General features: G+C 67.2%; 18 protein-coding genes. 6 read left to right on the top strand and 12 right to left on the bottom strand.

Features of this window, described 5'->3' with window-relative positions; all coding sequences use genetic code 11:
* Window positions 1–15 precede the first annotated feature (15 nt).
* Window positions 16–648, top strand: a complete 633-nt coding sequence (locus G7Y49_RS04570; protein WP_165171493.1) for a tyrosine-protein phosphatase — start codon at window positions 16–18, stop codon at window positions 646–648.
* A gap of 128 nt (window positions 649–776) precedes the next feature.
* On the opposite strand, the gene G7Y49_RS04565 is transcribed toward G7Y49_RS04570, so the two are convergent.
* Window positions 777–1,013, bottom strand: coding sequence for a hypothetical protein (locus G7Y49_RS04565; protein ID WP_165171491.1), 237 nt, complete (start codon window positions 1,011–1,013; stop codon window positions 777–779).
* A gap of 285 nt (window positions 1,014–1,298) precedes the next feature.
* On the opposite strand from G7Y49_RS04565, the gene yihA reads away from it, so the two are divergent.
* Together yihA and G7Y49_RS04555 are read left to right on the top strand one after the other, a co-directional pair.
* Window positions 1,299–1,901 carry a ribosome biogenesis GTP-binding protein YihA/YsxC gene (gene yihA, locus G7Y49_RS04560; protein WP_165171489.1) on the top strand — a complete coding sequence of 201 codons (603 nt, stop codon included), beginning with the start codon at window positions 1,299–1,301 and terminating at the stop codon, window positions 1,899–1,901.
* Between the two features lie 143 nt (window positions 1,902–2,044).
* Window positions 2,045–2,635: an adenine phosphoribosyltransferase gene (locus G7Y49_RS04555; protein ID WP_165171487.1), complete on the top strand. Its 591-nt coding sequence runs from the start codon at window positions 2,045–2,047 to the stop codon at window positions 2,633–2,635.
* An 85-nt stretch (window positions 2,636–2,720) separates the two neighbouring features.
* On the opposite strand, the gene G7Y49_RS04550 is transcribed toward G7Y49_RS04555, so the two are convergent.
* From G7Y49_RS04550 to G7Y49_RS04540, 3 genes are all read right to left on the bottom strand, one after another.
* Window positions 2,721–4,244: an IMP dehydrogenase gene (locus G7Y49_RS04550; RefSeq protein ID WP_165171485.1), complete on the bottom strand. Its 1,524-nt coding sequence runs from the start codon at window positions 4,242–4,244 to the stop codon at window positions 2,721–2,723.
* A gap of 429 nt (window positions 4,245–4,673) precedes the next feature.
* Window positions 4,674–5,198 carry a ferredoxin domain-containing protein gene (locus G7Y49_RS04545; protein ID WP_165171483.1) on the bottom strand — a complete coding sequence of 175 codons (525 nt, stop codon included), beginning with the start codon at window positions 5,196–5,198 and terminating at the stop codon, window positions 4,674–4,676.
* 275 nt (window positions 5,199–5,473) lie between these two features.
* Window positions 5,474–7,039 carry an aminopeptidase 1 gene (locus G7Y49_RS04540; RefSeq protein WP_165171481.1) on the bottom strand — a complete coding sequence of 522 codons (1,566 nt, stop codon included), beginning with the start codon at window positions 7,037–7,039 and terminating at the stop codon, window positions 5,474–5,476.
* A 455-nt stretch (window positions 7,040–7,494) separates the two neighbouring features.
* Between G7Y49_RS04540 and ngr the strand changes: the two genes are divergently transcribed.
* Window positions 7,495–8,103 carry a nigerythrin gene (gene ngr, locus G7Y49_RS04535; RefSeq protein WP_165171479.1) on the top strand — a complete coding sequence of 203 codons (609 nt, stop codon included), beginning with the start codon at window positions 7,495–7,497 and terminating at the stop codon, window positions 8,101–8,103.
* A gap of 234 nt (window positions 8,104–8,337) precedes the next feature.
* Here the strand turns inward: ngr and G7Y49_RS04530 are convergent, their stop codons facing one another.
* From G7Y49_RS04530 to cimA, 4 genes are all read right to left on the bottom strand, one after another.
* Window positions 8,338–8,868, bottom strand: coding sequence for a metallophosphoesterase family protein (locus G7Y49_RS04530; RefSeq protein ID WP_241157267.1), 531 nt, complete (start codon window positions 8,866–8,868; stop codon window positions 8,338–8,340).
* Between the two features lie 855 nt (window positions 8,869–9,723).
* The gene (locus tag G7Y49_RS04525; protein WP_165171477.1) at window positions 9,724–10,311 is read right to left on the bottom strand and encodes an NAD(P)H-dependent oxidoreductase; all 588 of its coding nucleotides are present in this window, start codon (window positions 10,309–10,311) and stop codon (window positions 9,724–9,726) included.
* 382 nt (window positions 10,312–10,693) lie between these two features.
* A complete protein-coding gene (locus G7Y49_RS04520; protein WP_165171475.1) occupies window positions 10,694–10,984 on the bottom strand; it encodes a YerC/YecD family TrpR-related protein in 291 nt (96 codons plus the stop codon).
* A 56-nt stretch (window positions 10,985–11,040) separates the two neighbouring features.
* On the bottom strand, window positions 11,041–12,624 hold the full coding sequence (gene cimA, locus G7Y49_RS04515; RefSeq protein ID WP_241157266.1) for a citramalate synthase: 1,584 nt from the start codon (window positions 12,622–12,624) through the stop codon (window positions 11,041–11,043).
* 590 nt (window positions 12,625–13,214) lie between these two features.
* Between cimA and G7Y49_RS04510 the strand changes: the two genes are divergently transcribed.
* Window positions 13,215–15,296 (top strand): hypothetical protein, encoded by a 2,082-nt coding sequence (locus G7Y49_RS04510; RefSeq protein WP_165171471.1) that lies wholly within the window; start codon window positions 13,215–13,217, stop codon window positions 15,294–15,296.
* Window positions 15,297–15,644: 348 nt separating this feature from the next.
* Here G7Y49_RS04510 and G7Y49_RS04505 read toward each other — a convergent pair whose 3' ends face one another.
* The 3 genes from G7Y49_RS04505 to rplM all read right to left on the bottom strand — a co-directional run bounded on the left by G7Y49_RS04505 (window position 15,645) and on the right by rplM (window position 18,995).
* Complete coding sequence (locus tag G7Y49_RS04505; protein WP_165171469.1) at window positions 15,645–17,735, bottom strand: glutamine synthetase III; 2,091 nt, start codon at window positions 17,733–17,735, stop codon at window positions 15,645–15,647.
* Window positions 17,736–18,165: 430 nt separating this feature from the next.
* Window positions 18,166–18,558, bottom strand: coding sequence for a 30S ribosomal protein S9 (rpsI, locus tag G7Y49_RS04500; protein WP_165171467.1), 393 nt, complete (start codon window positions 18,556–18,558; stop codon window positions 18,166–18,168).
* A gap of 2 nt (window positions 18,559–18,560) precedes the next feature.
* Entirely contained in the window at window positions 18,561–18,995 is a 435-nt protein-coding gene (rplM, locus tag G7Y49_RS04495; RefSeq protein WP_165047013.1) for a 50S ribosomal protein L13, read from the bottom strand.
* An 875-nt stretch (window positions 18,996–19,870) separates the two neighbouring features.
* On the opposite strand from rplM, the gene G7Y49_RS04490 reads away from it, so the two are divergent.
* A complete protein-coding gene (locus tag G7Y49_RS04490) occupies window positions 19,871–20,737 on the top strand; it encodes a ZIP family metal transporter (RefSeq protein WP_241157265.1) in 867 nt (288 codons plus the stop codon).
* A gap of 198 nt (window positions 20,738–20,935) precedes the next feature.
* Here G7Y49_RS04490 and G7Y49_RS04485 read toward each other — a convergent pair whose 3' ends face one another.
* Window positions 20,936–22,216 carry an O-acetylhomoserine aminocarboxypropyltransferase/cysteine synthase family protein gene (locus tag G7Y49_RS04485; protein WP_165171465.1) on the bottom strand — a complete coding sequence of 427 codons (1,281 nt, stop codon included), beginning with the start codon at window positions 22,214–22,216 and terminating at the stop codon, window positions 20,936–20,938.
* Window positions 22,217–22,446 lie beyond the last annotated feature (230 nt).

The raw sequence follows: 22,446 nt of genomic DNA, 5'->3' as shown, positions 1-22,446 counted from the left end.
ACGGACAGACCTGCCATGTTTGACGTTCACTGTCATATCATCCCTGACGTAGACGACGGCTCGCGCGACATGCGCGAGTCCGTCGCCATGCTCAAGGAGGCTCGCGCCTCGGGCATCGACCGCATCGTCTGCACGCCGCACTGCCGCTCCTCGAAGTTCAACTACGAGCGCATCGTGGACCACTTCGAGGCGCTCTACGCCCAGGCTGAGCAGATGGGAATCCAACTTGACCTGGGGTTCGAGGTACACTGGGAGAAGCTCGCCGAGCTCGGCCTAGACGCCGCCCCCGCCCTGTGCTTCGAGAACACCAACCTCATGCTGCTCGAGTTCTCCTGCGGCTCGCTTCCGGCAAGCTGGCAGCGCATCGTCTACGAGCTGCAGGGAGCCGGCATCCAGCTGATCATCGCGCATCCGGAGCGCTACCGGCCCGTTCAGCGCAACATCGAGATCGCCTACGAGATGAAGGAGATGGGCTGCCTCCTGCAGCTGTCCGGCAACTTCGTGGAAGGCGGATGGCGCAGCCAGCGGCGCAAGACAGCCCTCGAGCTCCTCAAGAACAACCTGGTGGACTACATCGCCTCGGACGCCCATTGTCCTGAGGACTACGAGAGCTACCGCAAGGCGCTGCAGATCGCCCAGAAGTACTAGCGCAAGCGCCTGCGATTGGCGGGTACCTGGCGGGCGCTAGCCGCAAGCGCTCCTGGCGGGCGCTAATCGCAGGCGTTCCTGGCGAGCGCGGCCCCACAGCTCGGCCGCCCCCATGGTGTCGCGCGACCCTACAGCTTGGCGCCGCAGTTCCAGCAGACCTCCGCGTCAGCCGGGCACGTGCTCGCGCACTTCGGGCACGTCACGTGCGCCCGCGGCACGCTGTCTTCCGGCTCGGGCGCGCCCTTGAACGTCACGCCCGGCCAGTCGCTGCGCGTGGTCGACTCGATCACGTCGAGACCCGATATGTGCAGCGCGCCGTCCTCGTCAAACGCGCCGTTGTCTGCCTTGATCTTCGATGCGGTCATAATCGCCTCGCTTTCCTGCGCCCTCTCGCGCGTCTCATGTCGTGCCCCTGCGATCCTTCGCGCTCTTCGCGTCGCGCTCACGATCCCTCGCGTTCTCGCGGTCTTTCGCGTTCTCGCAACCCCTTGCGCGACGCGCTGCGCCTCGTCGCGTCGCCCTCATTAAAGCATGCTCATACTCCTATTCCACGATACTCCCGCAAATCTGCAGACCCCCTGGTCGTGACATTGGTTTTCCCATCGGTTACCATAAGCGAACCGTCTCGAAACCGCAGGTAAGGAAACGCCATGAACTTCCACGTCGCCAGCTTCAAAGCCGCCTACGGAACCTCCGCCCAGCTGCCCGCCTCGGCACGGCCCGAGGTGTCGTTCGCGGGGCGCTCGAACGTGGGCAAGTCGTCGCTGCTCAACAAGCTGATGTACCGCAAGAACCTGGCGAAGGTGTCGCAGACGCCCGGCAAGACGGCCACCATCAACTTCTACGACGTGGACGGCTACGACTTCGTGGACCTGCCCGGGTACGGCTACGCGAAGGTGGCGAAGTCCGAGATCCACCGCTGGTCGGAGCTGATCGAGGGCTACTTCAACCAGGACCGCGCCTTCGCGCTCGTGGCCTCGCTCATCGACATCCGCCACGACCCCAGCGCGCTCGACCGCAACATGGTGGAGTTCCTGAAGTCCGCCGAGCTGCCGTTCGCCGTCGTGCTCACCAAGGCCGACAAGCTCTCCCGCCAGCAGCAGATGAAGCAGCGCGCCGCCATCAAGAAGGCGCTCGACCTGCCGAAGGGCACGCCGATGGTGGTGACGTCGTCGGAGAAGGGCGACGGCATCGACGAGCTGCGCACGCTCATCACGAGCGCCATCAAGGAGTGCGAGGAGACGAGCTTCTGAGGAAACGCGCGAAGGCGCGCCAACAGGCGCTTGGCGGCGGCCAGCGCCCGCCCGCGCGCCCCTTCGCAAAGCACAGGGAAACCGCGTGTCCGCGCCCTCGTCAGGCGCCGACCGCTTGAAGACAGGAAAGGAAGAACCACCCCATGACCACCACCGCAGCCGCCCCCGCGACCATCGCCCCCGCCGCCCCCACGGCCTCCACAGCCGACTTCGACTTCGAGAGCCTCATCATCAGCATCCCCGACCACCCCGAGCCGGGCGTCGTGTTCAAGGACATAACGCCGCTTCTGGCCGACGCGGAGGGGTTCGCTGCCGTCGTCGACGCGATCGCCGGACACTTCGCCGACCACGGCATCACCAAGGTGGTGTGCGCCGAGGCGCGCGGCTTCATGGTGGGCGCGCCCGTGGCCCGCGCGCTGGGGGCCGGGTTCGTGCCCGCGCGCAAGCCGGGCAAGCTGCCGCGCGAGTCGCTCTGCGAGGCGTTCGAGCTGGAGTACGGCACCGACGAGCTGCACATCCACACCGACGCGCTGACCGCCGACGACGTGGTGCTCATCGTGGACGACCTCGTGGCCACGGGCGGCACCGCCAACGCGCAGGTGCGCCTCATCGAGCGCTTCGGCGCCCAGCTCGCGGGGATGGGCTTTCTGATGGAGCTCGCGTTCCTCAACCCGCGCGAGACCATCGCCACCGCCACCGACGTCGAGGTGTTCTCCCTCGTCCAGGTGCAGTAGGTCGCGCAAACAGCGCGGAATCACAAAAGGGCCCCGCCATCTGCTGCAAGCTCGCGCAGGCGGCGGGGCCCTTCGCTCTTTTTTGTTAGCGGATGGAGACGTTGCTCGCGTAGGTGTTCTTGTCCTTCAGCACCACATCGTGCGCGCCGCCCTCGACGATGGAGGTGGAGGACACCACGGTGAGCTTGGCCTTCTCCTGCAGCTCAGGGATGGTGAGCGCGCCGCAGTTGCACATGGTCGCGCGCACCTTGTACAGCGTGAGCGCCACGTTGTCCTTCAGCGGGCCGGCGTAGGGCACGTACGAGTCCACGCCCTCCTCGAAGGCCAGCGACTTCTTGCCGCCGAGGTCGTAGCGGCCCCAGTTGCGAGCGCGCGCCGAGCCCTCGCCCCAGTACTCCTTCATGTAGGTGCCGTTGATCATCACCTTGTTCGACGGGCTCTCGTCGAAGCGGGCGAAGTAGCGGCCGAGCATCACGAAGTCGGAGCCCATGGCCAGCGCCAGCGAGATGTGGTGGTCGTACACGATGCCGCCGTCGGAGCAGATGGGCACGTAGACGCCCGTCTCCTTGAAGTACTCGTCGCGCGCCTTCGCCACCTCGATGACCGCCGTGGCCTGGCCGCGGCCGATGCCCTTCGTCTCGCGCGTGATGCAGATGGAGCCGCCGCCGATGCCGATCTTGATGAAGTCGGCGCCCGCCTCGGCGAGGAAGCGGAAGCCCTCGGCGTCCACCACGTTGCCCGCGCCGATCTTGAGGTCGTCGCCGTAGTGCTCGCGCACCCACTCGATGGTCATCTTCTGCCAGTCGGAGTAGCCCTCGGAGCTGTCGATGCACACCACGTCGACGCCGGCCTCCACGAGCGCCGGGATGCGCTCGGCGTAGTCGCGCGAGTTGATGCCCGCGCCCACCATGTAGCGCTTGTGGGAGTCGAGCATCTCGTTGGGGTTGGACTTGTGGGAGTCGTAGTCCTTGCGAAACACGAGCGCCACCAGGTGGTCGGCGTCGTCCACGATGGGCAGGGAGTTCAGCTTGTGGTCCCAGATGATGTCGTTGGCCACCTTCAGCGTGGTGTCCGCCGGCGCCACGATGAGCTTCTCGCGCGGGGTCATGAAGTCGACCACCTTCTCGTCGAGGCTCATGCGGCTCAGGCGGTAGTCGCGCTCGGTCACGATGCCGAGGAGCTTGCCGTGCGCCGTGCCGTCATCGGTCACGGGCATGGTGGAGTGGCCGTAGAGGTCGCGCAGCTCAACCACCTCGGCGAGCGTCATGTCGGGCGAGAGGTTGGCGTCGGAGGTGACGAAGCCGGCCTTGTAGTCCTTCACGCGCTTGACCATGGCCGCCTCGTCCTCGATGGACTGGTTGCCGTAGATGAACGACAGGCCGCCCTCGGTTGCCAGCGCCACGGCCATGCGGTCGTCGGACACCGCCGCCATGATAGCCGACACCATGGGGATGTTGAGCGACATGGGGCATTCCTCTTCGCCCTTGCGGTACTTCACCAAAGGCGTTTTGAGGCTGACGGCGGTCGGCACGCAGCTGGAGGGCGTGTGCCCGGGAACCAGCAGATACTCGTTGAACGTGCGCGATGGCTCATCGTAGTAGTAGGCCATGTCTGTGTGCTCCTTCTCTCATTCAGACGCGTTGACTCTCTCCCCCTTCGCGCGCGATGCGGCACGTCCCGCAGCGCCGATGCGCCTGCGCTTGCGGCGGCTCGCCGGCTCGCGAGCGCGCCGATACGCGGATGCGCGCGAATCAGAATGATTGCCCATTATAAAAGCCTGACCAGCGCAATTCCACCGAGAATAGCGAAGTTTTCGAGAGCATCCGCAAACGGCACACGGGTATGCGGCGCCTCGCGCGCGGGCAGCGGGCAGCGGGCGGGGCGGAAGCGGAAGCGCCCGCCCCGCGCCTGGTGAGAGATGCGAGCGAAGGGCGGGCGGATGAGGGAGCGCGGCGAGCGCGGACATGCGGCGAGCGCGGGCGCGGGCGAGGTGCGGCCAGCGCAGGCGGCGGGCACGCGGCGCCTCGCGCGCAGCCAGCTACTTGCGGTCGAAGAAGGGGCTCTTCGAGGAGATGCTCACCACGATGCCGTACACCTGGCGCACGCCCTCGCCGAGCATCCCCAGGCGCTGCGCGGCGAGGCCCGCCGAGAACATGACGCGCGTGTCGACGCGATGGTCCGTCGCCGTCGCGCAGGCGGACCCGAGCGCGATTCCCACGTCCACGCTGTTGATGGCGCACGGCACGCCCTGCGAGCGCCCCTCGCAGGTGGCGAAGCCGCAGTGCCCGCAGTTGAGCCCCTGCGCCTGCTCGCGCGTGCCGACGAGCACCACGCACTCGCTCGCGCGCACGTTGCCTGCGTCGCGCAGGAAGAACTTGAAGCCCGTCTCCTCCGACACGCGCTCCATCTCCTGCGCGAGGCGCTCGGCGTCGTCGCCGTCGACCACGGCGCACTCCACGATGTCGACGCCCTTGCCCTTCGGGGCCGTGCGCGCCGCCACCATCATCTTCTGCGCGATGTCGACCGCCTGCGCGTGCCGCAGGTCGCGTTCGTTCATGATCATGGGATCCTCCTCGTCTCTCGGAAGCTCGTTTTCTCTCCCCTCTCTTCCTCCTGTTTTCTTCCGGCGTGTTTTGCGAAACACGTTTCGCAAAACCGCCCGAGTGTTTCACGTGAAACACTCGAGGCAGTCGCGCGCAAGCTCATGCGCGGAGTCGCACGCGAGGGGAGCAGGGTCGCACGCGGATCAACACGCGAGGGGAGCAGGGTCGCACGCGGATCAACACGCGGAATTGCGTACGAGGGGAGCGGGGTCGCACGCGGAGCGCGCGGATTTCATTACGCGTTCAGCAGGAACGCCTCGTAGCCGCGGCGCGCCTCGTAGATGTCAGCCTTGCTGGTGACCTCCCACGGCGCGTGCATCGAGAGCACCGGCACGCCCGAGTCGATGACGTCCATGCCGAAGCGCGCGGGGATGTACGCGATGGTGCCGCCGCCGCCCGCGTCGACTTTGCCCAGCTCAGCGGTCTGGAAGCTCACCTGCGCATCGTCCATCACGCGGCGGACGCGCGCCACGTACTCGGCGCTCGCGTCGTTCGAGCCGCTCTTGCCGCGCGCGCCCGTGTACTTGTTGAACACGAGGCCGCGGCCGAGGAACGCGGCGTTCTTCGCCTCGAACACGCTCGCGTAGGCCGGGTCGAGGCCCGCGCTCACGTCGGACGAGAGCATGCGCGAGTTCGCCAGCGCGCGGCGCAGAGGCAGCGTGCCGCCCTCGCCGACGAGCTCCATGACCTCGGCGATGGCGTTCTCGAAGAGCATCGACTCCATGCCGGTGGCGCCCACGCTGCCGATCTCCTCCTTGTCGACCAGGACGGTCACGGCCGTGCGGCGCGGTACGGGCGCGCCCTCGGCGGCCAGCGCCAGCTGCGCCACGAGCGACGTGTAGGCGCACACGCGGTCGTCCTGCCCGTAGCCGATGACCATGCTGCGGTCGAATCCCAGCTCGCGCGCGCGGCCGGCGGGGACCACCTCGAGCTCGGCGGAGAGGAAGTCCTCCTCGGAGATGCCGTACTTCTTCTCGAGCAGCTTGAGCGCGAGCGCCTTCACCGGCTCCTTGACCTCCTCTCCCTGGTCGTTCGTAACGTCAGCGAGGGTTTCCGTGGTGCCCGAGATTGACGGGCTGGCGGGGGCGAAGCCTACTTCGGTAGGCGAGCCTCCGTCAGCGTGGCAAGATTGGGTGCCACGGGAAGCCGCAGCGTCGACTTGTCCGCTCGTCCCGTCAGGGCGAGCGGAACAGCAGAGCGGCCGGTTCCCCACGAGCAGGTCGAGGTCCTCCCCCTCCACGATCTTGTTGCCGTTCTTCTCCATCTGCGCGCGGCCGAGGTGCGGCAAAAGGTCGGTCACGCAGAACACCGGGTCGCCCTCGTCCTCGCCGATCACCACGTCGACCACCGTGCCGTCGGTCTTCGCCACCACGCCGTGCAGCGCGAGCGGCAGCGCCACCCACTGGTAGTTCTTGATGCCGCCGTAGTAGTGCGTGTCGAGCAGGGCGAACCCGTCCTTCTCGTACAGCGGGTTCTGCTTGAGGTCGAGCCGCGGCGAGTCGATGTGCGCTCCCAGGATGTTCATGCCGTCCTGCAGGGGCTCGGAGCCCACGTGCACGAGCACGATCGCCTTGCCGTGCGCGTGCGTCCACACCTTGTCGCCCGGCTTGAGCGCAAGCCCGTCCTCCACGCATGCGTCGAGGCTGCGGTACCCCGCCTTCCCCGCCAGCTTCACCATCTCCTGAGCGCACTCGCGCTCGGTCTTGCACTTCGAGATGAAGTCGATGTAGTCGGCCGCCAGCGCGTCAACCTCGGCTAGCGTCGCCTCGTCGTACTTCTTCCACGCCACCTCACGTTCCATGGATCCACGTTCCTTCCCGAAGGCGCGCCCGCCTCGCGCGGGTGCGACCCTCGCAGCCGTCTTTCGCGGCTGATCAGTTGCCCGTCATGTCTCGCCGCCCATTATACGGCGTACGGCGGTTTCGCGCGAGCAGGTCACCGTACGGATGTTTCACGTGAAACATTTGCGCGCGCAGAGCGTTCCGCCCGCTTCCGCCGATTCCCATCGGCTTCCGCCAGTTTTGCCGGTTTTGCCAACTTCGTTGAGCTCTCGCCAGACCGCCGTCGACCTCCCGTCAAACGTCGGCCAGCCCCAAGGCGCTTGTCGAGCATCCGATGGAAGTTATCCGCGGTTTACGTCCGTCTCTTGTCATGGAATATCGCCGCGCGCGCTGGCACCCTGAGCGCGGCGCTTCTATAATGTGCGGGATCCATCAACGGGGCATCACCCCAGGAGACGAGGAAAAGGAGCTTTACATGAAGGTTCGCGCGAACATCCCCACCGCCGACAACTCCACCAACTTCAACATCGTGGCTGACAGCACCACCACCGTGGGCACCACGCTCGAGAACCTGAAGGCCGCCGTGTGCGGCGAGACGGGCGCTTCCGCGAAGTACGCCGCCTGCGCCGTCGCTGCGCGCGAGCAGGGCTATGACCAGATCGCCCGCCTGTTCGAGGCCACTTCCGCCGCCGAGCAGGTGCACATCGGCCTCGAGGCCGCCGTCATCAAGGGCATGGAACCCGACTACGAGCGCCCCGCCGCGCCGGCTGCCGAGGGCGCTGCCACCGACCTCAACCTGATCGCGGGCGCCATGGGCGAGATCTACGAGACCTCCGACATGTACCCGGCGTTCATCGCGAAGGCCGTCGAGGAGGGCGAGAAGAAGGCCGTGCAGGTGTTCACCCGCGCCAAGCTCGCCGAGTCCGTGCACGCCGAGCTGTACCTGCAGGCGTACAACGACATCGACGCCGCCGATGACGACGCGTACTACCTGTGCCCCGTGTGCGGCTACATCCACAAGGGCGACGACTTCGACAAGTGCCCCATCTGCCTCTGCCCGAAGGACAAGTTCAAGGCTTTCTAGCAGTTTGTTCCGTCGTTGCTGACGCAACAACGGAACGGCTCGACGCTGCGAGGTCCGGAGGTACCCGCCCTTGTCGCTCCAAGCGAGGCTCGCGTACGAAGTACGCTTCGCCTCGCTTTCGCGCCAATTGCGAGCACCTCCGGACCTCTCGCTGGCTTTCGCCGACAACGTGCGTGAGGAAAGGACCGCTGCGGCGGTCCTTTCCTTTTTCGGCTGCCGCCCCAGGTCAGTTGACTATCCCCAGGTCAGGATGGGCTTTCCGCCAAGGGACTCCACGCAGGCCCCCAGGATGCGCCCCTTGCTCACCTGCACCTTCGCTATGCTGCGAGGAGAGCCCCCGCGCGGGAGGGAGGCCGAGCCGGGGCAGATGAGCAGGCTGGCGGGACGCGCCTCGGGGCCTGTCTCGAGCTTCGGCACGTGCGTGTGGCCGTGCACGAGCACCTGCGGGATGGGGTCGCCCGGCGCCAGCGCGCTCGACCCCGCGTACGTGATGCGCACGTCCTGCGGGTAGTGCGCCACCAAGAAGCGCACGCCGTCGATCACGAGGCGCGCGAAGCGCGTGACCGCGCTGCCGTACTCGAGGAAGTCGTTGTTGCCGAGGACGGCGGTCACCGGCGCGATGCACTCGAGCTCGCGCAGGATGGACGGCCCGCAGATGTCGCCCGCATGGATGATGTGGTCGCAGTCGGACAGCGCCGCGAAGGCGCGCGCGTCAAGCGCGCCGTGCGTGTCAGATATGATGCCCACCCATGTCATGGCGTCCATGATAGCATGCGCCGCACGGCGGGAAAGGAGCGCACGCCAAACGCCTTCGCGCAACACGAGCGCCACACGACGCAGGCAGCTCATCACGCCACGCAGGCACCTTGCCAAGCGCCGAAGCGCCTTCGCGCCCTGTACGGCATGCCGAGCGCCATCGCGCCCTGCGCAACGCGTGACCAAACGCCATCGCGCAACGCCCCGGTCAACAGCCGTCAACGGCCCGGTAACCATGCGGCGCTCCCGCACTCGCGGGGCGCGCGAGCTGGCATACTTCTCATCGCGGAATGGAAACGAAGCAAGGGTCACCTTGCTTTCCCATCCTTTCCTTCTTCTCTCTCCTTAGGCGCTGGCCTCATCCACCAGCGCCGCCCGAGAGCCGCCCTCCCCGGCGACCTCGGGCCGATGCCGCCGCCAACGGCATCACTCCTCCTTTTGGGGAAGGCGGCCCCACCCCCTGACCGCCTTCCCGCTTGCTTGCAGAAAAAATCCGGCATTTTGGCAGAAATCTTCAGATATTTGTCGATTTCTGTGGCATGGAGCCCATCTGAAGTTGCCACTCTGCTCATTACGAAAAGATATCGCAGCTGCGATCAGGTACTTTGCATAATAGAACAATGTCGCAAGTGCGAAAGTTGTCCTCAGCGGGCAGCTGATCGACAAATATCTGAAGATTTCTGCCAAAATCACCTAGAAAATCTGCACAGCACGCAGAGCGCGCAAAAACGAGGCGCACTCATACGACGGCAGGGCGCTGCGCTGGTGCAGCGGCACGTGCTCACGTGGCACACCAGGACTCGTTGGCGCAGCGACATGCCGAGACGTCCAGCGCAGCAACGCCAGGGTGCAGCACCCCTGCCCTTACGGCTCGATGCCGTCCTCAGCGAGCAGCTGCGCGATCTGCGCGCGGGCCTTCCCCATCTCCTCGTCGACGTCGACGCCCTCGGCGTCGAGCCCGTCGGCCACCACGTAGCGCACCTCGGGGATGCCGAACATCTCGGCGAGGGCGCAGATGTAGTCATAGCCGAGGTTGCGCGTAAGGCGGCTGCCCGCCGTGGTGAGGTAGGTGATGCGGCGCGCCTGGCACAGGCCCTCGTAGCGCGCGTCGGGCGTGAAGTGGAACGTGACGTTGTCCACGCTCACGTGCTCGATGTAGGTCTTGAGCGCGGCGGGGAAGGTGAGGTCCCAGTACGGCGCGCCGATGACGATGTCGTCGGCCTCGGCGAACTGGTGGGCCAGGTCGAACACGTCGTCGTCATACACGCCGCGGCGCTGCAGCTGCGAGCGGAACGCCACCTTCTGCGCCGACAGCGACGTCAAGTGCAGCTGCTCCAGGTTGACCTCGCGCACCACCGTGCCTGCGCGCTTGACCGCGCCCAGATACGCGCGGCACAGCTGCAGCGTGCGCGACTGCTCGCCACGAATGCAGGCGTTCACAAACAGAACCATCTTGAGATCCCCCTCGTCCCTTCGCTCACGCGTTGCCGCGCTGCCTCGCCCAAAGCCGCATGGCAGGCAAATTGGATGAGCGCCCATGGTACGCCCCTGCGCAGGGAAAGGAGGGGCGCGCTGCCGCGCCTCATGCCAGCGGGCGCTTCGGCTTCGCCAGCGGCGCCCCGCGCAGCTCTCGCGATACCGTCAGCGGCGCCCCGCGCAGCCCTCACGCTTCGCCAATGGCAAAAGAAGGAGTACGAAAAGAAGAATACCGACAGCATGAGGCGATCAACGCCTGTCAACCGACATGCGCCCGAGCGCTTGCGACAATGCATGAACTTCGCCAGCGGCGCCCCGCGCAGCTCTCACGCTTCGCCAGCGGCGCCCCGACCGAGCCTTACTCGGTGCGCGCGAGCACCTCGAGCGCTGACGCGTACCCGCCGGTGCCGTAGCTCAGGCACTTCGAGACGCGGGCGATGGTGGTGGCGGAGGCGCCCGTGGCCTCCTCGATGACCGCGTACGACTTGCCCGCCGACAGCAGGCGCGCCACGGCCAGGCGCTGGGACGTCTCGCGGATCTCGCGGATAGTGAACAAGTCCTCGAGCAGCGCGAAGATAGTGTCCTCGTCGTCAAGCGTGGACAGCACGCGCAGCAGGTCGTCCACTTCCCTCGTTCTGATCTCGCTCATTCGCCTCTCGCCTTCTTCACCCTCATCTTCTATGGCAACCCTCGTGCTGTATAAAGTCAGCAAAGACGCAACAACCCGTACTCGATGGACTCGACCAGCGCGTTCCACGACGCCTCGATCACGTTCTCCGACACGCCCACGGTTCCGTAGCTCCCGCGGCCGTCGGCTGTTGTGATGGTAACACGAGTGATGGCGCCCGTGCCCTGGCTTTCGTCGAGCAGGCGCACCTTGTAGTCCACGAGCTCCATGCTGCTCACCTCGGGATAGCATTCGCTGATGGCCATGCGCAGCGCGTTGTCGAGCGCGCCGACCGGGCCGACGCCCTCGCCCGTGGCCACGATGCGCTTGTCCCCCACGTGGATCTTCACGGTGGCCTCCGAGGTGGCGTCCTTCGCGAGCGCGCCGGTGTCCTCGCGGTCATCGATGATCACGCGAAGGCTCTCGAGCGTGAACGCCGGCTGGTACGTGCCCAAATGCCGGCGCAGCAGAAGGGCGAGCGAGCCGTCGGCCACCTCGTAGGTGTAGCCGCGCGCCTCGCGCTCCTTGATGTCGTCGAGGATGGCCTGCACGTCGACGCCCGCGTCGACCAGGTCGATGCCGAGCATGGCCGCCTTCTGCACGAGCGACGCCTTGCCCGCCAGCTCGCTCACGAGCATGCGCGCGCCGTTGCCCACGGCCTCGGGGCGCTCGTGCTCGTACGCCTCGGGGAAGCGCGCGATGGCGCTGGCGTGCAGGCCGCCCTTGTGGGCGAACGCCGACGTGCCCGTGTAGGGGTGGTGCGCGGGCACTGACACGTTGCACAGCTCCGCCACGTACTGCGCCAGGCTCGTGAGGTTGCGCAGGCTGCCCGCGCCCACGCAGGTGACGCCGCACTTGAGCTCGAGGTTCGCGATCACCGTGAGCAGGTCGGTGTTGCCCACGCGCTCGCCGATGCCGTTCACGGTGCCCTGCACCGTCGACGCGCCGGCGCGCACGGCCGCGAGCGTGTTGGCCACCGCGCAGCCCGAGTCGTTGTGGCAGTGGATGCCGAACGCCTGGCCGGGGAAGGCGGCGACCACCTCGGACACGACGCGCTCGACGTCGAAGGGAAGCGCGCCGCCGTTCGTCTCGCACAAGTCGATCGAGTCGGCGCCGGCCTCGTGCGCCGCGCGCAGGCACGCCAGCGCGTAGCCGGCGTTGGCCGCGTAGCCGTCGAAGAAGTGCTCGGCGTCGAACACCACGCGCCGGCCCGCCGCCTTCAGGTGCGCCACCGAATCGGCGATCATGCGCAGGTTCTCCTCGAGCGTGGTCTGCAGCGCGCGCGTGACCTGGGCGTCCCACGTCTTGCCCACGATGGTGACCACCGGGGCGCCGCACGCCAGCAGATCGGCCAGCCCCTGGTCCTCCGCGGCGGGCACGCCCTTCTTGCACGTGCTGCCGAACGCCGCGATCTTCGCGTGGGCGAGCGGCATGGCGCGCACGGCCTCGAAGAAGGCGATGTCCTTGGGGTTGGAGGCGGGGAAGCCGCCTTCGACGTAGTCGATGCCGAACGCGTCGAGCCGGCGCACGATGCGCAGCTTGTCCTCGAGCGACAGCGTGATGCCCTCGCACTGCTCGCCGTCGCGCAGCGTGGAATCGTAAGTGTAGACGCGCTTGTCCACGGTACCTCCCCTTCGCGTCTGGGCGCGGCGCGTGCGCGCGGGCTGCACGCGAGTTCGCAAGCTGCGTGCTCGCATGTCCGCAAGCCGCGTGCGAGCTGTGCTGCGCATGGGTCCGCACGCACCCGCAAGCCGCACTGCGCGCACGCCTGCGAGCCGCGCTGCACGCGAGCCGCGCCCCGTTTGGATCAGATCATCTTACCGCAAACGAGGCGCGCCGGCAGGATCGAAAAGAGAAGGCGAAGGGGAGGGATGCGGGCGCCGTGCCGCGGCAGGGGCGAGGACCAGCCGTGCCATGCCGACCGGAGGCGCGGCGACCACGATGCGGCCGGAGACGCGGCGCCTGCGATGCCGACCGAGGGCGCTCACCTGCGGTGCTGGCCGAGGACATGAGGCGCTGGCGGCCTTCCCGCACGTCAACGCACGGGAAAAGGGCTTTCGCCAAGGCGCCAGTTGTGACACAATCATGCCCTGAAGCATCATGCCGCACACCACGCCCGATCAGCGGGAACGCGACGCCCAACCGACAGGCGCGCCGCGCCCGGCCGACAAGGGCGCGGCGCGCGGAACCCAAGCACGCAAGGAGCGTCCCCATGCTCAACTTCTTCCATAGGAAAGACCCCCGCGACTCCGACGCCGCCTCCGGCAACGGGACCGCCCCCGACGCCGCCTCCGGCAGCGACGCCGAGCCCGAAGCCGCGCCCGAAACGAGGCGGACCCCCCAGGAAGTGCTCGCCGCGTTCAAGGAGGCCCCCTTGCCCGACGCCATCGACGGGCTGCTGTTCCGCGTGTCGATGGCCGCGCCGGGCGAGGACGACGTCACCTCGTTCGAGCGCTACGCCGCGCGCCTGCTCGCCGAGGCCGGCGCGGCCAACCTGCGCCCCATCGCCGTCGAGCACCCGATCGAGCTGCGGCACCTCTCGCTCACCGGGCTCTACTGGATCAGTTTCGACGCCAGCTCCATGACGCCCGAGCAGCGCGCCTGCGTGCTGCGGGTGGAGTCGGCCCTGAACCGCCTCATCCTCGTCAGGCAGACCGTGCAGGCGGAGGCTCGCACCATTTTCCACCCCGAGTCGGCCTACGCGCAGTGGGACTGGCAGAACATCCGCTCCATCACGCGCTACGCCGAGACGCGCCTGGCCGAGGCCGAGAAGGAGAACGAGCTGCTCACCATAAGCGGCGCGACGGGCGCGCGCGGCGGCAACTGGGACGTGAGCACGCGCTTCGCCCGCGCCTGCGAGTCGCTCATGCTGCCCTACCGCCTCGAGTACCGCTTCGACGTCGACACGACGTCGGGCACGGTGGTGGCCGACGTCACGCTGCCCTGCCCCGACCAGATGCCGCGCTCGCGGTGGGTGGAGAGCGCGGGCGCGTGGCAGGACTGCGCGAGCCAGCAGCCCGCCGCCGCGGCCGCCTACGCGCTGCGCCTGGCGACGGTCATCGCCGCAGCCGCCTTCGGCTCGAGCGTGGGCGTCACGCGCGTGCTCATCAACGGGCACGAGGGAGGCCTGGACAGCGATGCGGTCCTCTCGCTCGAGTTCGACCGCATGGCCTTCGTGATGGGCGTCATGCCCGCCGTCAAGGAGGGCGCGATGGCCGCGCCGGGCACCGAGTGTGACCCTGCCACGCTGTTCGGCCTGATCAAGCCTGCGAAGTTCGCCATATCGCCCGACGCGTCCGGGCACAACCTCCCCGTCGAGCCCCTCGCCGCGAGCCTCCCCGAGCGCCGCATCCCCCTCGCGGAGGACACGCGCGCGCTGCCGCCTGAGCTGGCCGAGACGCTGCACGCCGACCGCGTGTGCGACCTCGACGTGCTGAGCGAGCAGGACCTCGCCATGCGCGAGCGCTTCGAGGCCGCCATGGCCGACCGCGACGACTCACCGCTTCTGGCCACCGCGCAGCTCGAGGACATCGTGCAGAAGGGCGACGAGCTCACCGCGGCGAACCTCGCCGCCCTGCGCGAGGAGAACCCCGAGGCCGCCGCAGCCGGCAAGGTGGCGCCGCTGTACTGCGAGGGCCTGTTCGCACGCTACCTCGTGGGGCTCGGCGCCGAGCCGGGCATGCGCTACGCCCGCGCCTCCGACATGGCGCACGCGGCCCGCACGGCGCTCTCGCACCTCTACACCGACATGGGCGACACAGACGGCGGCATCGCGCAGGCGAAGGCGTGCGTCGAGATGGCGCCGTCGGGCCCGTCGGCCTACCAGGACCTCATCACCGCCTACGTGGAGGCCGACCGCTACGACCTCGTGATCGACGTGGCGAAGCAGGCGCTGCGCTACGCCGTGATCGACGACAGCGTGTTCTACCTGTACTACCGGCTGGCCTACGCGTTCTGGCAGACGGGTCGGCGCGAGGAGGCCGCGGCGTGCTACAGCCGCGTGCCGCGCGCGTCGAGCATGGGCGAGCCCGCCGCGCGCGAGCTGTCCGACCTGCTGCGCGAGATGGGCGACCGCGACCCGATGGACAGCTCCGAGGCAGGCGCCGTCCTGCGCACCGCGGGCGTCCCGCTCGCGCCGACCGACGAGGCCGTCGAACTGATGGCGGAGGCCCTGGTGGGCCTGTGCGACGCCGGCCTGCCGCTCGCCGCCGCCCCCATGGCGCGGGTCATCGGGCACATCAAGCGCAACGACATCATCAGCTCCGTGGCTGCGTCCCTGAAGGAGGGGGTCTAGCGGAGCCGCGGCAAACCACTGAACGCCGATAACGGCCCTTTTCCATCCACCTCAGAAGAGAACGTGGATGGAAACTGGTCGTTGTCGGTGGTTTGCACAAGCAAAATCGCCGATAACGCAGCTTTTCCATCCACTTTTGCCTGAGAATCGTCGATAACGGCGCCTTTTCATCCAGAATTTTCCTGAGGTGGATGCAAAAGGGCCGTTATCGGCGTTTGTTTGAATCGACGGCTCGCGCACGCCCGCACGCCCGCTGGCGTCGCCGATCCTCGCGCCCAAACCAGCGATCCCCGCCGGCGCCCGCATGCTGGCGCCGGCGGCCTGCACGCCCGCCCGAACCGGCGGCTCCTACGCGTAGAACAGGATCTCGTTGTAGGTGGGCACGGGCCAGAACTCGCGCTCCACGATGATCTCCATGTTGTCCACGGCGGCGCGCAGGTCGTCCATCACGGGGATGATCTCGTGCGCGTTCATGTCCGCGCGCTCCTGCTGGTCGGCGATCTCGAGCGACGCGTAGTGCAGCTCGTGCAGCTTGTTGAGATGCTTGCTGATCTCGGCCGAGCCCTCGACGAGCGCGCGCAGCTTCGCCTCCTGGCTCGACAGGTCGGCGTCGGGCATCGCCGTGCGCACCTCGGTGATGTGGCGCGCCACCTCGGCGGCGAACTTGTTGACAGCCGGCAGGTAGTCGCGGCGGGTCAGGCGCTTCATCGTGCGGATCTCGATGTTCATCACCTTGTTGTACTTCTCGAGCTTCACCTCGTAGCGGCTGCGCACCTCGGTCTCGGAGAGGATGCCGAACTCGCTGAACAGGTCGATCGACTTCTGGCTCACGAGGCACGGCAGCGCGTCGGCCGTGGTGTGGTTGTTCGCCAGGCCGCGGCGGGCGGCCTCGACCGGCCACTCGTCGGAGTAGCCGTCGCCGTTGAAGATGATGCGCTGGTGGTCGCGCAGCGTCTGCTTGATGTAGTCGATGGCGGCCGCCTCAAGCTCCTCGCCCGACTTGCCCTCCATGACGTCGGCGAACTCCTTGAGCGACTTCGCCATGGCGGCGTTCAGCACCATGTTGCAGTCGGAGAGGTTCTGCGTCGAGCCGGGCATGCGGAACTCGAACTTGTTGCCCGTGAAGGCGAAGGGGCTCGTGCGGTTGCGGTCGGTGTTGTCCTTGAGGAAGTTCGGCAGCACGTCGACGCCGAGGTCCATGGCCACGCGCTCGGCCGAGGTGTAGTCGTGCTCGTCGATGAGCGCGTCCACCACGGCGCCCAGCTCGTCGCCGAGGAACATGGACACGATGGCCGGCGGCGCCTCGTTCGCGCCGAGGCGGTGGTCGTTGCCCGCGCTCGCGGCCGACATGCGCAGAAGCTCCTGGTACTCGTCGACGGCCTGGATGACGCCGGTCAGGAAGACCAGGAAGCGCAGGTTCTCGATGGGGTTCTCGCCCGGGTCGAGCAGGTTCTTCTTGCCCGCCGAGATGGACCAGTTGTTGTGCTTGCCGGACCCGTTGATGTTCTCGAACGGCTTCTCATGCTGCAGGCACACCAGGCCGTAGTGGCTGGCCAGAAGGCGCATCTTCTCCATGGTGAGCAGGTTCTCGTCGATGGCGCGGTTCGTGTTGGCGAAGATGGGCGCCAGCTCGTGCTGCGCGGGGGCCACCTCGTTGTGCTTCGTCTTCGCCGGCACGCCGAGCTTCCACAGCTCGTCGTCGAGCTCCTTCATGAACTCGTTGACCGTGGGGCGGATGGCGCCGAAGTAGTGCTCCTCGAGCTCCTGGCCCTTGCACGGCGGGTAGCCGAAGAGCGTGCGGCCGGTGAGCACCAGGTCAAGGCGCTGCTCGTAGTCCTTCTCGGAGATCAGGAAGTACTCCTGCTCGGCGCCAAGCGTGGTGGTCACGCGCGCCGGGTACTCGCCGAACAGCGCGAGCACGCGCTTGGCCTGCTCCTCGAGGGCCTTCATGGAGCGCAGGAGCGGCGTCTTCTTGTCGAGCGCCTCGCCGGTGTAGGAGCAGAACGCCGTGGGGATGCAGAGCACCTCGTCCTTGATGAACGCGTAGGACGTGGGGTCCCACGCCGTGTAACCGCGGGCCTCGAAGGTGGCGCGCAGGCCGCCCGAGGGGAACGAGGACGCGTCGGGCTCGCCCTGGATGAGCTCCTTGCCCGAGAAGCTCATGATGGCGCGGCCGTCTCCGCAGGGGTCGATGAAGCCGTCGTGCTTCTCGGACGTGATGCCCGTCAGCGGCTGGAACCAGTGCGTGTAGTGCGTGGCGCCCTGCTCGATGGCCCATTCTTTCATGGCGTGGGCGACGACGTTCGCAACCTCGATGTCAAGCGGCGCGCCGTCTCTGATCGTTTTCATGAGCTGTTTGTAGGTGGCCGATGGGAGGCGCTCCTGCATCGTGTGCTCGTTGAAGACCATTGAGCCGTAGATCTCTGATACCCTTGCCATAAAAGTGTCGCTCCTCACTTGCGCTCAAGCGGATGTCTCATGCACGGCGCCGACCTCGCAAAACGTCGACGACGCATGGAGATACGATACCATGCCCGCGCCGAAAAACCCTCGGTAACTTACCCTCATCAAACTACTGGCCGAATGTTTCGGGAAGTTTTCAGGCGGGAGAAGCATATGTAACGAAAGCGGGGGGATGCGAGCAAGCGCAGGCTTGGGAGCGTGGGGCAGGCCGAAGCGAAGCAAGCACGCGAGGGTTTACGAACGCGTGAGACATAGAGTGCGGGCGGCGAAAGTGCGGACGCGAGGGCGCGGGCTTGGGGGCGCGGGGAGCGATGGCGCGGACGAGCACGCGCTCGCCGCGCAAAAGGAAACGGCCCGCCAGGTTGCTGGCGAGCCGTCTGCTGCAAAGCGTATGCCGCTGCGTAAACTAGCGCTTGCTGAACTGCGGGCGCTTGCGAGCCTTCTTGAGACCCGGCTTCTTACGCTCGACCACGCGGGCGTCACGCGTCAGGAAACCGGCCTTCTTCAGCTCGGCGCGGTAGTCGCCGGCCTCGAGCAGCGCGCGGGAGATGCCGTGGCGCAGCGCGCCGGCCTGGCCCGAGATGCCGCCGCCGTTGATGCGGGCGATCACGTCGAAGTGACCCTGGGTGTCAGTCACCTTGAAGGGGGTCTTCGCGTAGTTGAGCAGAGCATCACGGCCGAAGTACTCGTCGCCCGAGCGACCGTTGATCGTCACCTTGCCGGTGCCGGGAACGAGACGCACGCGAGCGACTGCGTTCTTACGACGGCCCGTGCCGTAGTACAGAGCTTCATTCGCCATGATTAACCCTCCATCTCAATCTTGCGGGGCTGCTGCGCGGCATGGGGATGCTCCGCACCAGCGTAAACCTTCAGCTTCTTGCCCATGGCACGACCCAGCGTGTTCTTCGGCAGCATGCCCTTGACGGCATGCTCGATCACGCGCTCGGGGTGCTTCGCCATGGCCTCCGCGAAGGTCTCGGACTTGAGCCCGCCGGGATAACCGCTGTGACGATAGTAGGTCTTCTGCGCAGCCTTGGTGCCCGTCAGGCGGATCTTATCCGCGTTGACGATGATCACGAAGTCGCCCGTGTCAACATGGGGGGTGTACTGCGGCTTGTGCTTGCCCTTCAGGATGTGAGCGGCCTTGGCAGCCACGCGACCGAGAACCTGGTCCTCCGCGTCGATGACGACCCACTCGCGCTCAACCTCACCGGGCTTCGCATAATACGTCTTCACTTAAGTTCCTCCAATAAATGCTTGTCCTACATGGCGTTTCACCGCCATTGCTTGCGCGCTGGCGCGCCTTGCAGGATGTGTTTGTTTTCAAAAGTGCAGGTTGCCTTGGCGCTGGTTTCCTACGCCAGCACGCGGGGTGTGGGCCTGGACTCCCTCTTTCCGCGCTCCGCAGCACGCTCTGCGTTTACGGGGCTTTTGAAAGCGAACTTTTGCATTGTATATACGCGCGCGTGAGAAAGTCAACGAGAAATGCGGAAAAGTCGCGAGAATACCCGATGGAGGCTGGGGTGGTGGGGATTGGATGGGGGCTGGGTGGGGCGGGAGTTGGGCGGGCGTTGGGCGGAAGTTGGGCGGGACGGTGCGGAAGCGGCGAAGGGGGCGGGTCCGCGCCGGGCAAGCTGCTAGGTTGATGCTGGGTCAGCGTTGGACGAGCTGCCGGGCTCGGCGTAGGGTTAACGTTGGACGAGCTGCCGGGCTCGGCGTAGGGTCAACGTTGGACCAGCTGCTGGGCTCGGCGTAGGGTTAACCTTGGCTAACGCTTATGCTGTTTCCGAATTCGGAATCGCCCCGCTGCTTTTTTCTCTATCATAGTGAGCCGTACGAAACTTTTGGGAGGATTACGCCTCGCGCGACATGCGTGAGACAGCGCGGCACGCGCGGGACAGCACGGTGCGGATGGGCGCAACGCGAGCAGACGGCGCAGGCGAGCACGGCCCGCGAAGAGCGCGCACGTCCTGCGCGGCGACAAGCGACGTCGTGTCCGCGAAGAGCGCGCACGTCCTGCGCAGCGCAGGCGAGCGCGGCGGCAAGCGGCGTCACGCCCGCGCAGACGGCACCGCGGCACGCAGCGCACGAGGCGAGGAGGAGCTTTCACGATGGAGATGATGGACCCGTTCTGGTTCGTGACGCTGGTCACGCTGCTGTCGGGCGCGGGCGGAACCGGCGTCGGCGGCGTGGTCGGCGCGCTGTGCAAGAGCGACTCGAACCGCACCATCAGCCTGCTTCTGGCGTTCGCGGGCGGCGTGATGACCGCCATGGTGTGCTTCGACCTGCTCGCCGAGTCAGTCGAGGCCGCGGGCGAGGTGCTCGACCCGGGCGTGCTGCTGGTGATCGCCTCCGTAGTGGCAGGCGTGGGCGTGGTTTACGGGCTGAACTACGTGATCGACCGGCGGACGCACGACGAGGTGCCCCACGTGGCCTCCGCCGAGCACCCCAAGACGCACGACGACATCGACGAGCTCATCCACGCCGACCACTGGGCCGAGCACAAGCGCAACAACGACTCGCGCGCGAGCCTCATGGTGGCGGGCGTGGTGATGGCCTGCGCCATCGCGCTGCACAACGTGCCCGAGGGCATGACCATCGGCGCGAGCTTCGCCATATCGGACAACCTCATGCTCGGCACGGGCATGGTCATGGCCGTGCTCATCGGCCTGCACAACATCCCCGAGGGCATGGCCGTGAGCGTGCCCCTGATCTCGGGCGGCATGGGACGCGCGCGCGCCGTGGCGCTCACGGCGGCCTGCGGCCTGCCCACGCTGCTGGGCGCGTGGCTGGGCCTGTGGCTCGGCGACGTGGGGCCCTTCGGCCTGGCCGCCAGCCTCGGGTTCGCCTCGGGCGCCATGCTCTACGTGGTGTTCGGCGAGATCATCCCCCAGTCGGTGCTGATGTACCGCAGCAAGGCCCCGGCGTTCGCCGTCATCGTGGGCCTCATGCTGGGGCTGCTCATCATCTTCGCCTAACGCGCGCGGCTGCTCGCGCGTGCCGGCTGCTCGCTGCTCACGCGTGCCGGTTGCTCGCACGTAGCGGCTGCTCGCGCGCAGCGGGACCTAGCGCTCATGCTAGCGTACGCGCTGCGCGCTTCGCCCGAAGCCCAACCCTGAATCCACTTTGAAGCGGCGGGGTCGCCTCCTTGAGAGGGCGACCCCGCCGCATGCTTGCTAGACGGCGGCGAGCGCCTGGTCGAGATCGGCGATCAGGTCCTCGGCGGCCTCGATGCCGCACGACAGGCGCACCAAATCGGGCGAGATGCCGGCCGCCGCCAGCTCCTCGTCGTTCATCTGACGGTGCGTGGTGTTGGCCGGGTGCAGCACGCAGGTGCGCGCGTCGGCCACGTGCGTGGCGATCTGCGCGAGCTTGAGGTTCGCCATGAACGTCTCGGCCGCCGCGCGCCCGCCGGCCACGCCGAAGCTCACCACGCCGCACGCGCCCTCGGGCAGGTACTTCTGCACACGCTCGTACTCGGCGTCACCCTCGAGGCCGGGGTAGCGCACCCAGGCCACCTTCGGATGCGCGGCCAGGTGCCGCGCCACCGCCAGGCCGTTCTTCGCATGCTGCGCCATGCGCAGGTGCAGGCTCTCGAGGCCCATGTTGATGAGGAACGCGTTCTGCGGCGCTTGGATGGATCCCAAGTCGCGCATGATCTGGGCCGTCGCCTTCGTGATGTAGGCGCCCTCAAGCCCGAAGCGCTCGGTGTACACCACGCCGTGGTAGCTCTCGTCGGGCTGCGTGAGGCCGGGGAACTTGTCCGCGTGCGCCGTCCAGTCGAACTTCCCCGAGTCCACGATCACGCCGCCGACGGTGGCGCCGTGGCCGTCCATGTACTTGGTGGTGGAGTGCGTGACGATGTCGGCGCCCCACTCGATGGGGCGGCACAGAATCGGCGTGGGGAACGTGTTGTCCACGATCAGCGGCACGCCGTGCGCGTGCGCGGCGGCGGCGAAGCGCTCGATGTCGAGCACCGTGAGCGCCGGGTTCGCGATGGTCTCGCCGAACACGCACTTCGTGTTGGGCCGAAACGCCGCCTCGAGCTCAGCGTCCGTGCAGTTGGGGTCCACGAACGTGCACTCCACGCCCATGCGGCGCATCGTGTGCGCGAGCAGGTTGTACGTGCCGCCGTAGATGGACGCCGACGACACCACGTGGTCGCCCGCGCCCGCGATGTTGAACACCGCGAAGAAGTTCGCCGCCTGGCCCGACGAGGTGAGCATGGCCGCCGCGCCGCCCTCGAGCTCGGCGATCTTGGCCGCCACGTAGTCGTTCGTGGGGTTCGCCAGGCGCGTGTAGAAGTAGCCGGACTCCTCCAGGTCGAAGAGCTTGCCCATGTGCTCGCTCGTGTCGTACTTCCACGTGGTGTTCTGGTAGATGGGGATCTGGCGCGGCTCGGCGTTGCCCGGGCGGTAGCCGCCCTGCACGCAGGTGGTGCTGATCGACTGGGTCATGGGGATGCTCCTTCGACTTGGGTTAGCCCGTCGCGCGTCGCGGCGCGGCGCGTGCTGCGCGCAGGGCGCGCACGCTGCGCTGCGTCGTGGCGCGCGACGGCATCGAATGCGATGATTTGCCTATTATAGTTTTGCAACCGATAGTCCGATGCGCGTTTTCTTCGATAGCCAGTTGCAAGATCTTCGTATTGCGCGCAGCCGAACACATGGCGCCGCCGCGCGCGCAGTTC

It is taken from the genome of Adlercreutzia sp. ZJ242, from assembly GCF_011038995.1.
Classification (GTDB): Bacteria; Actinomycetota; Coriobacteriia; order Coriobacteriales; family Eggerthellaceae; genus CAAEEV01.
The sequence above is the reverse complement of the archived record's forward strand: the minus strand, read 5'-3'. Positions and strand labels throughout refer to the sequence as shown.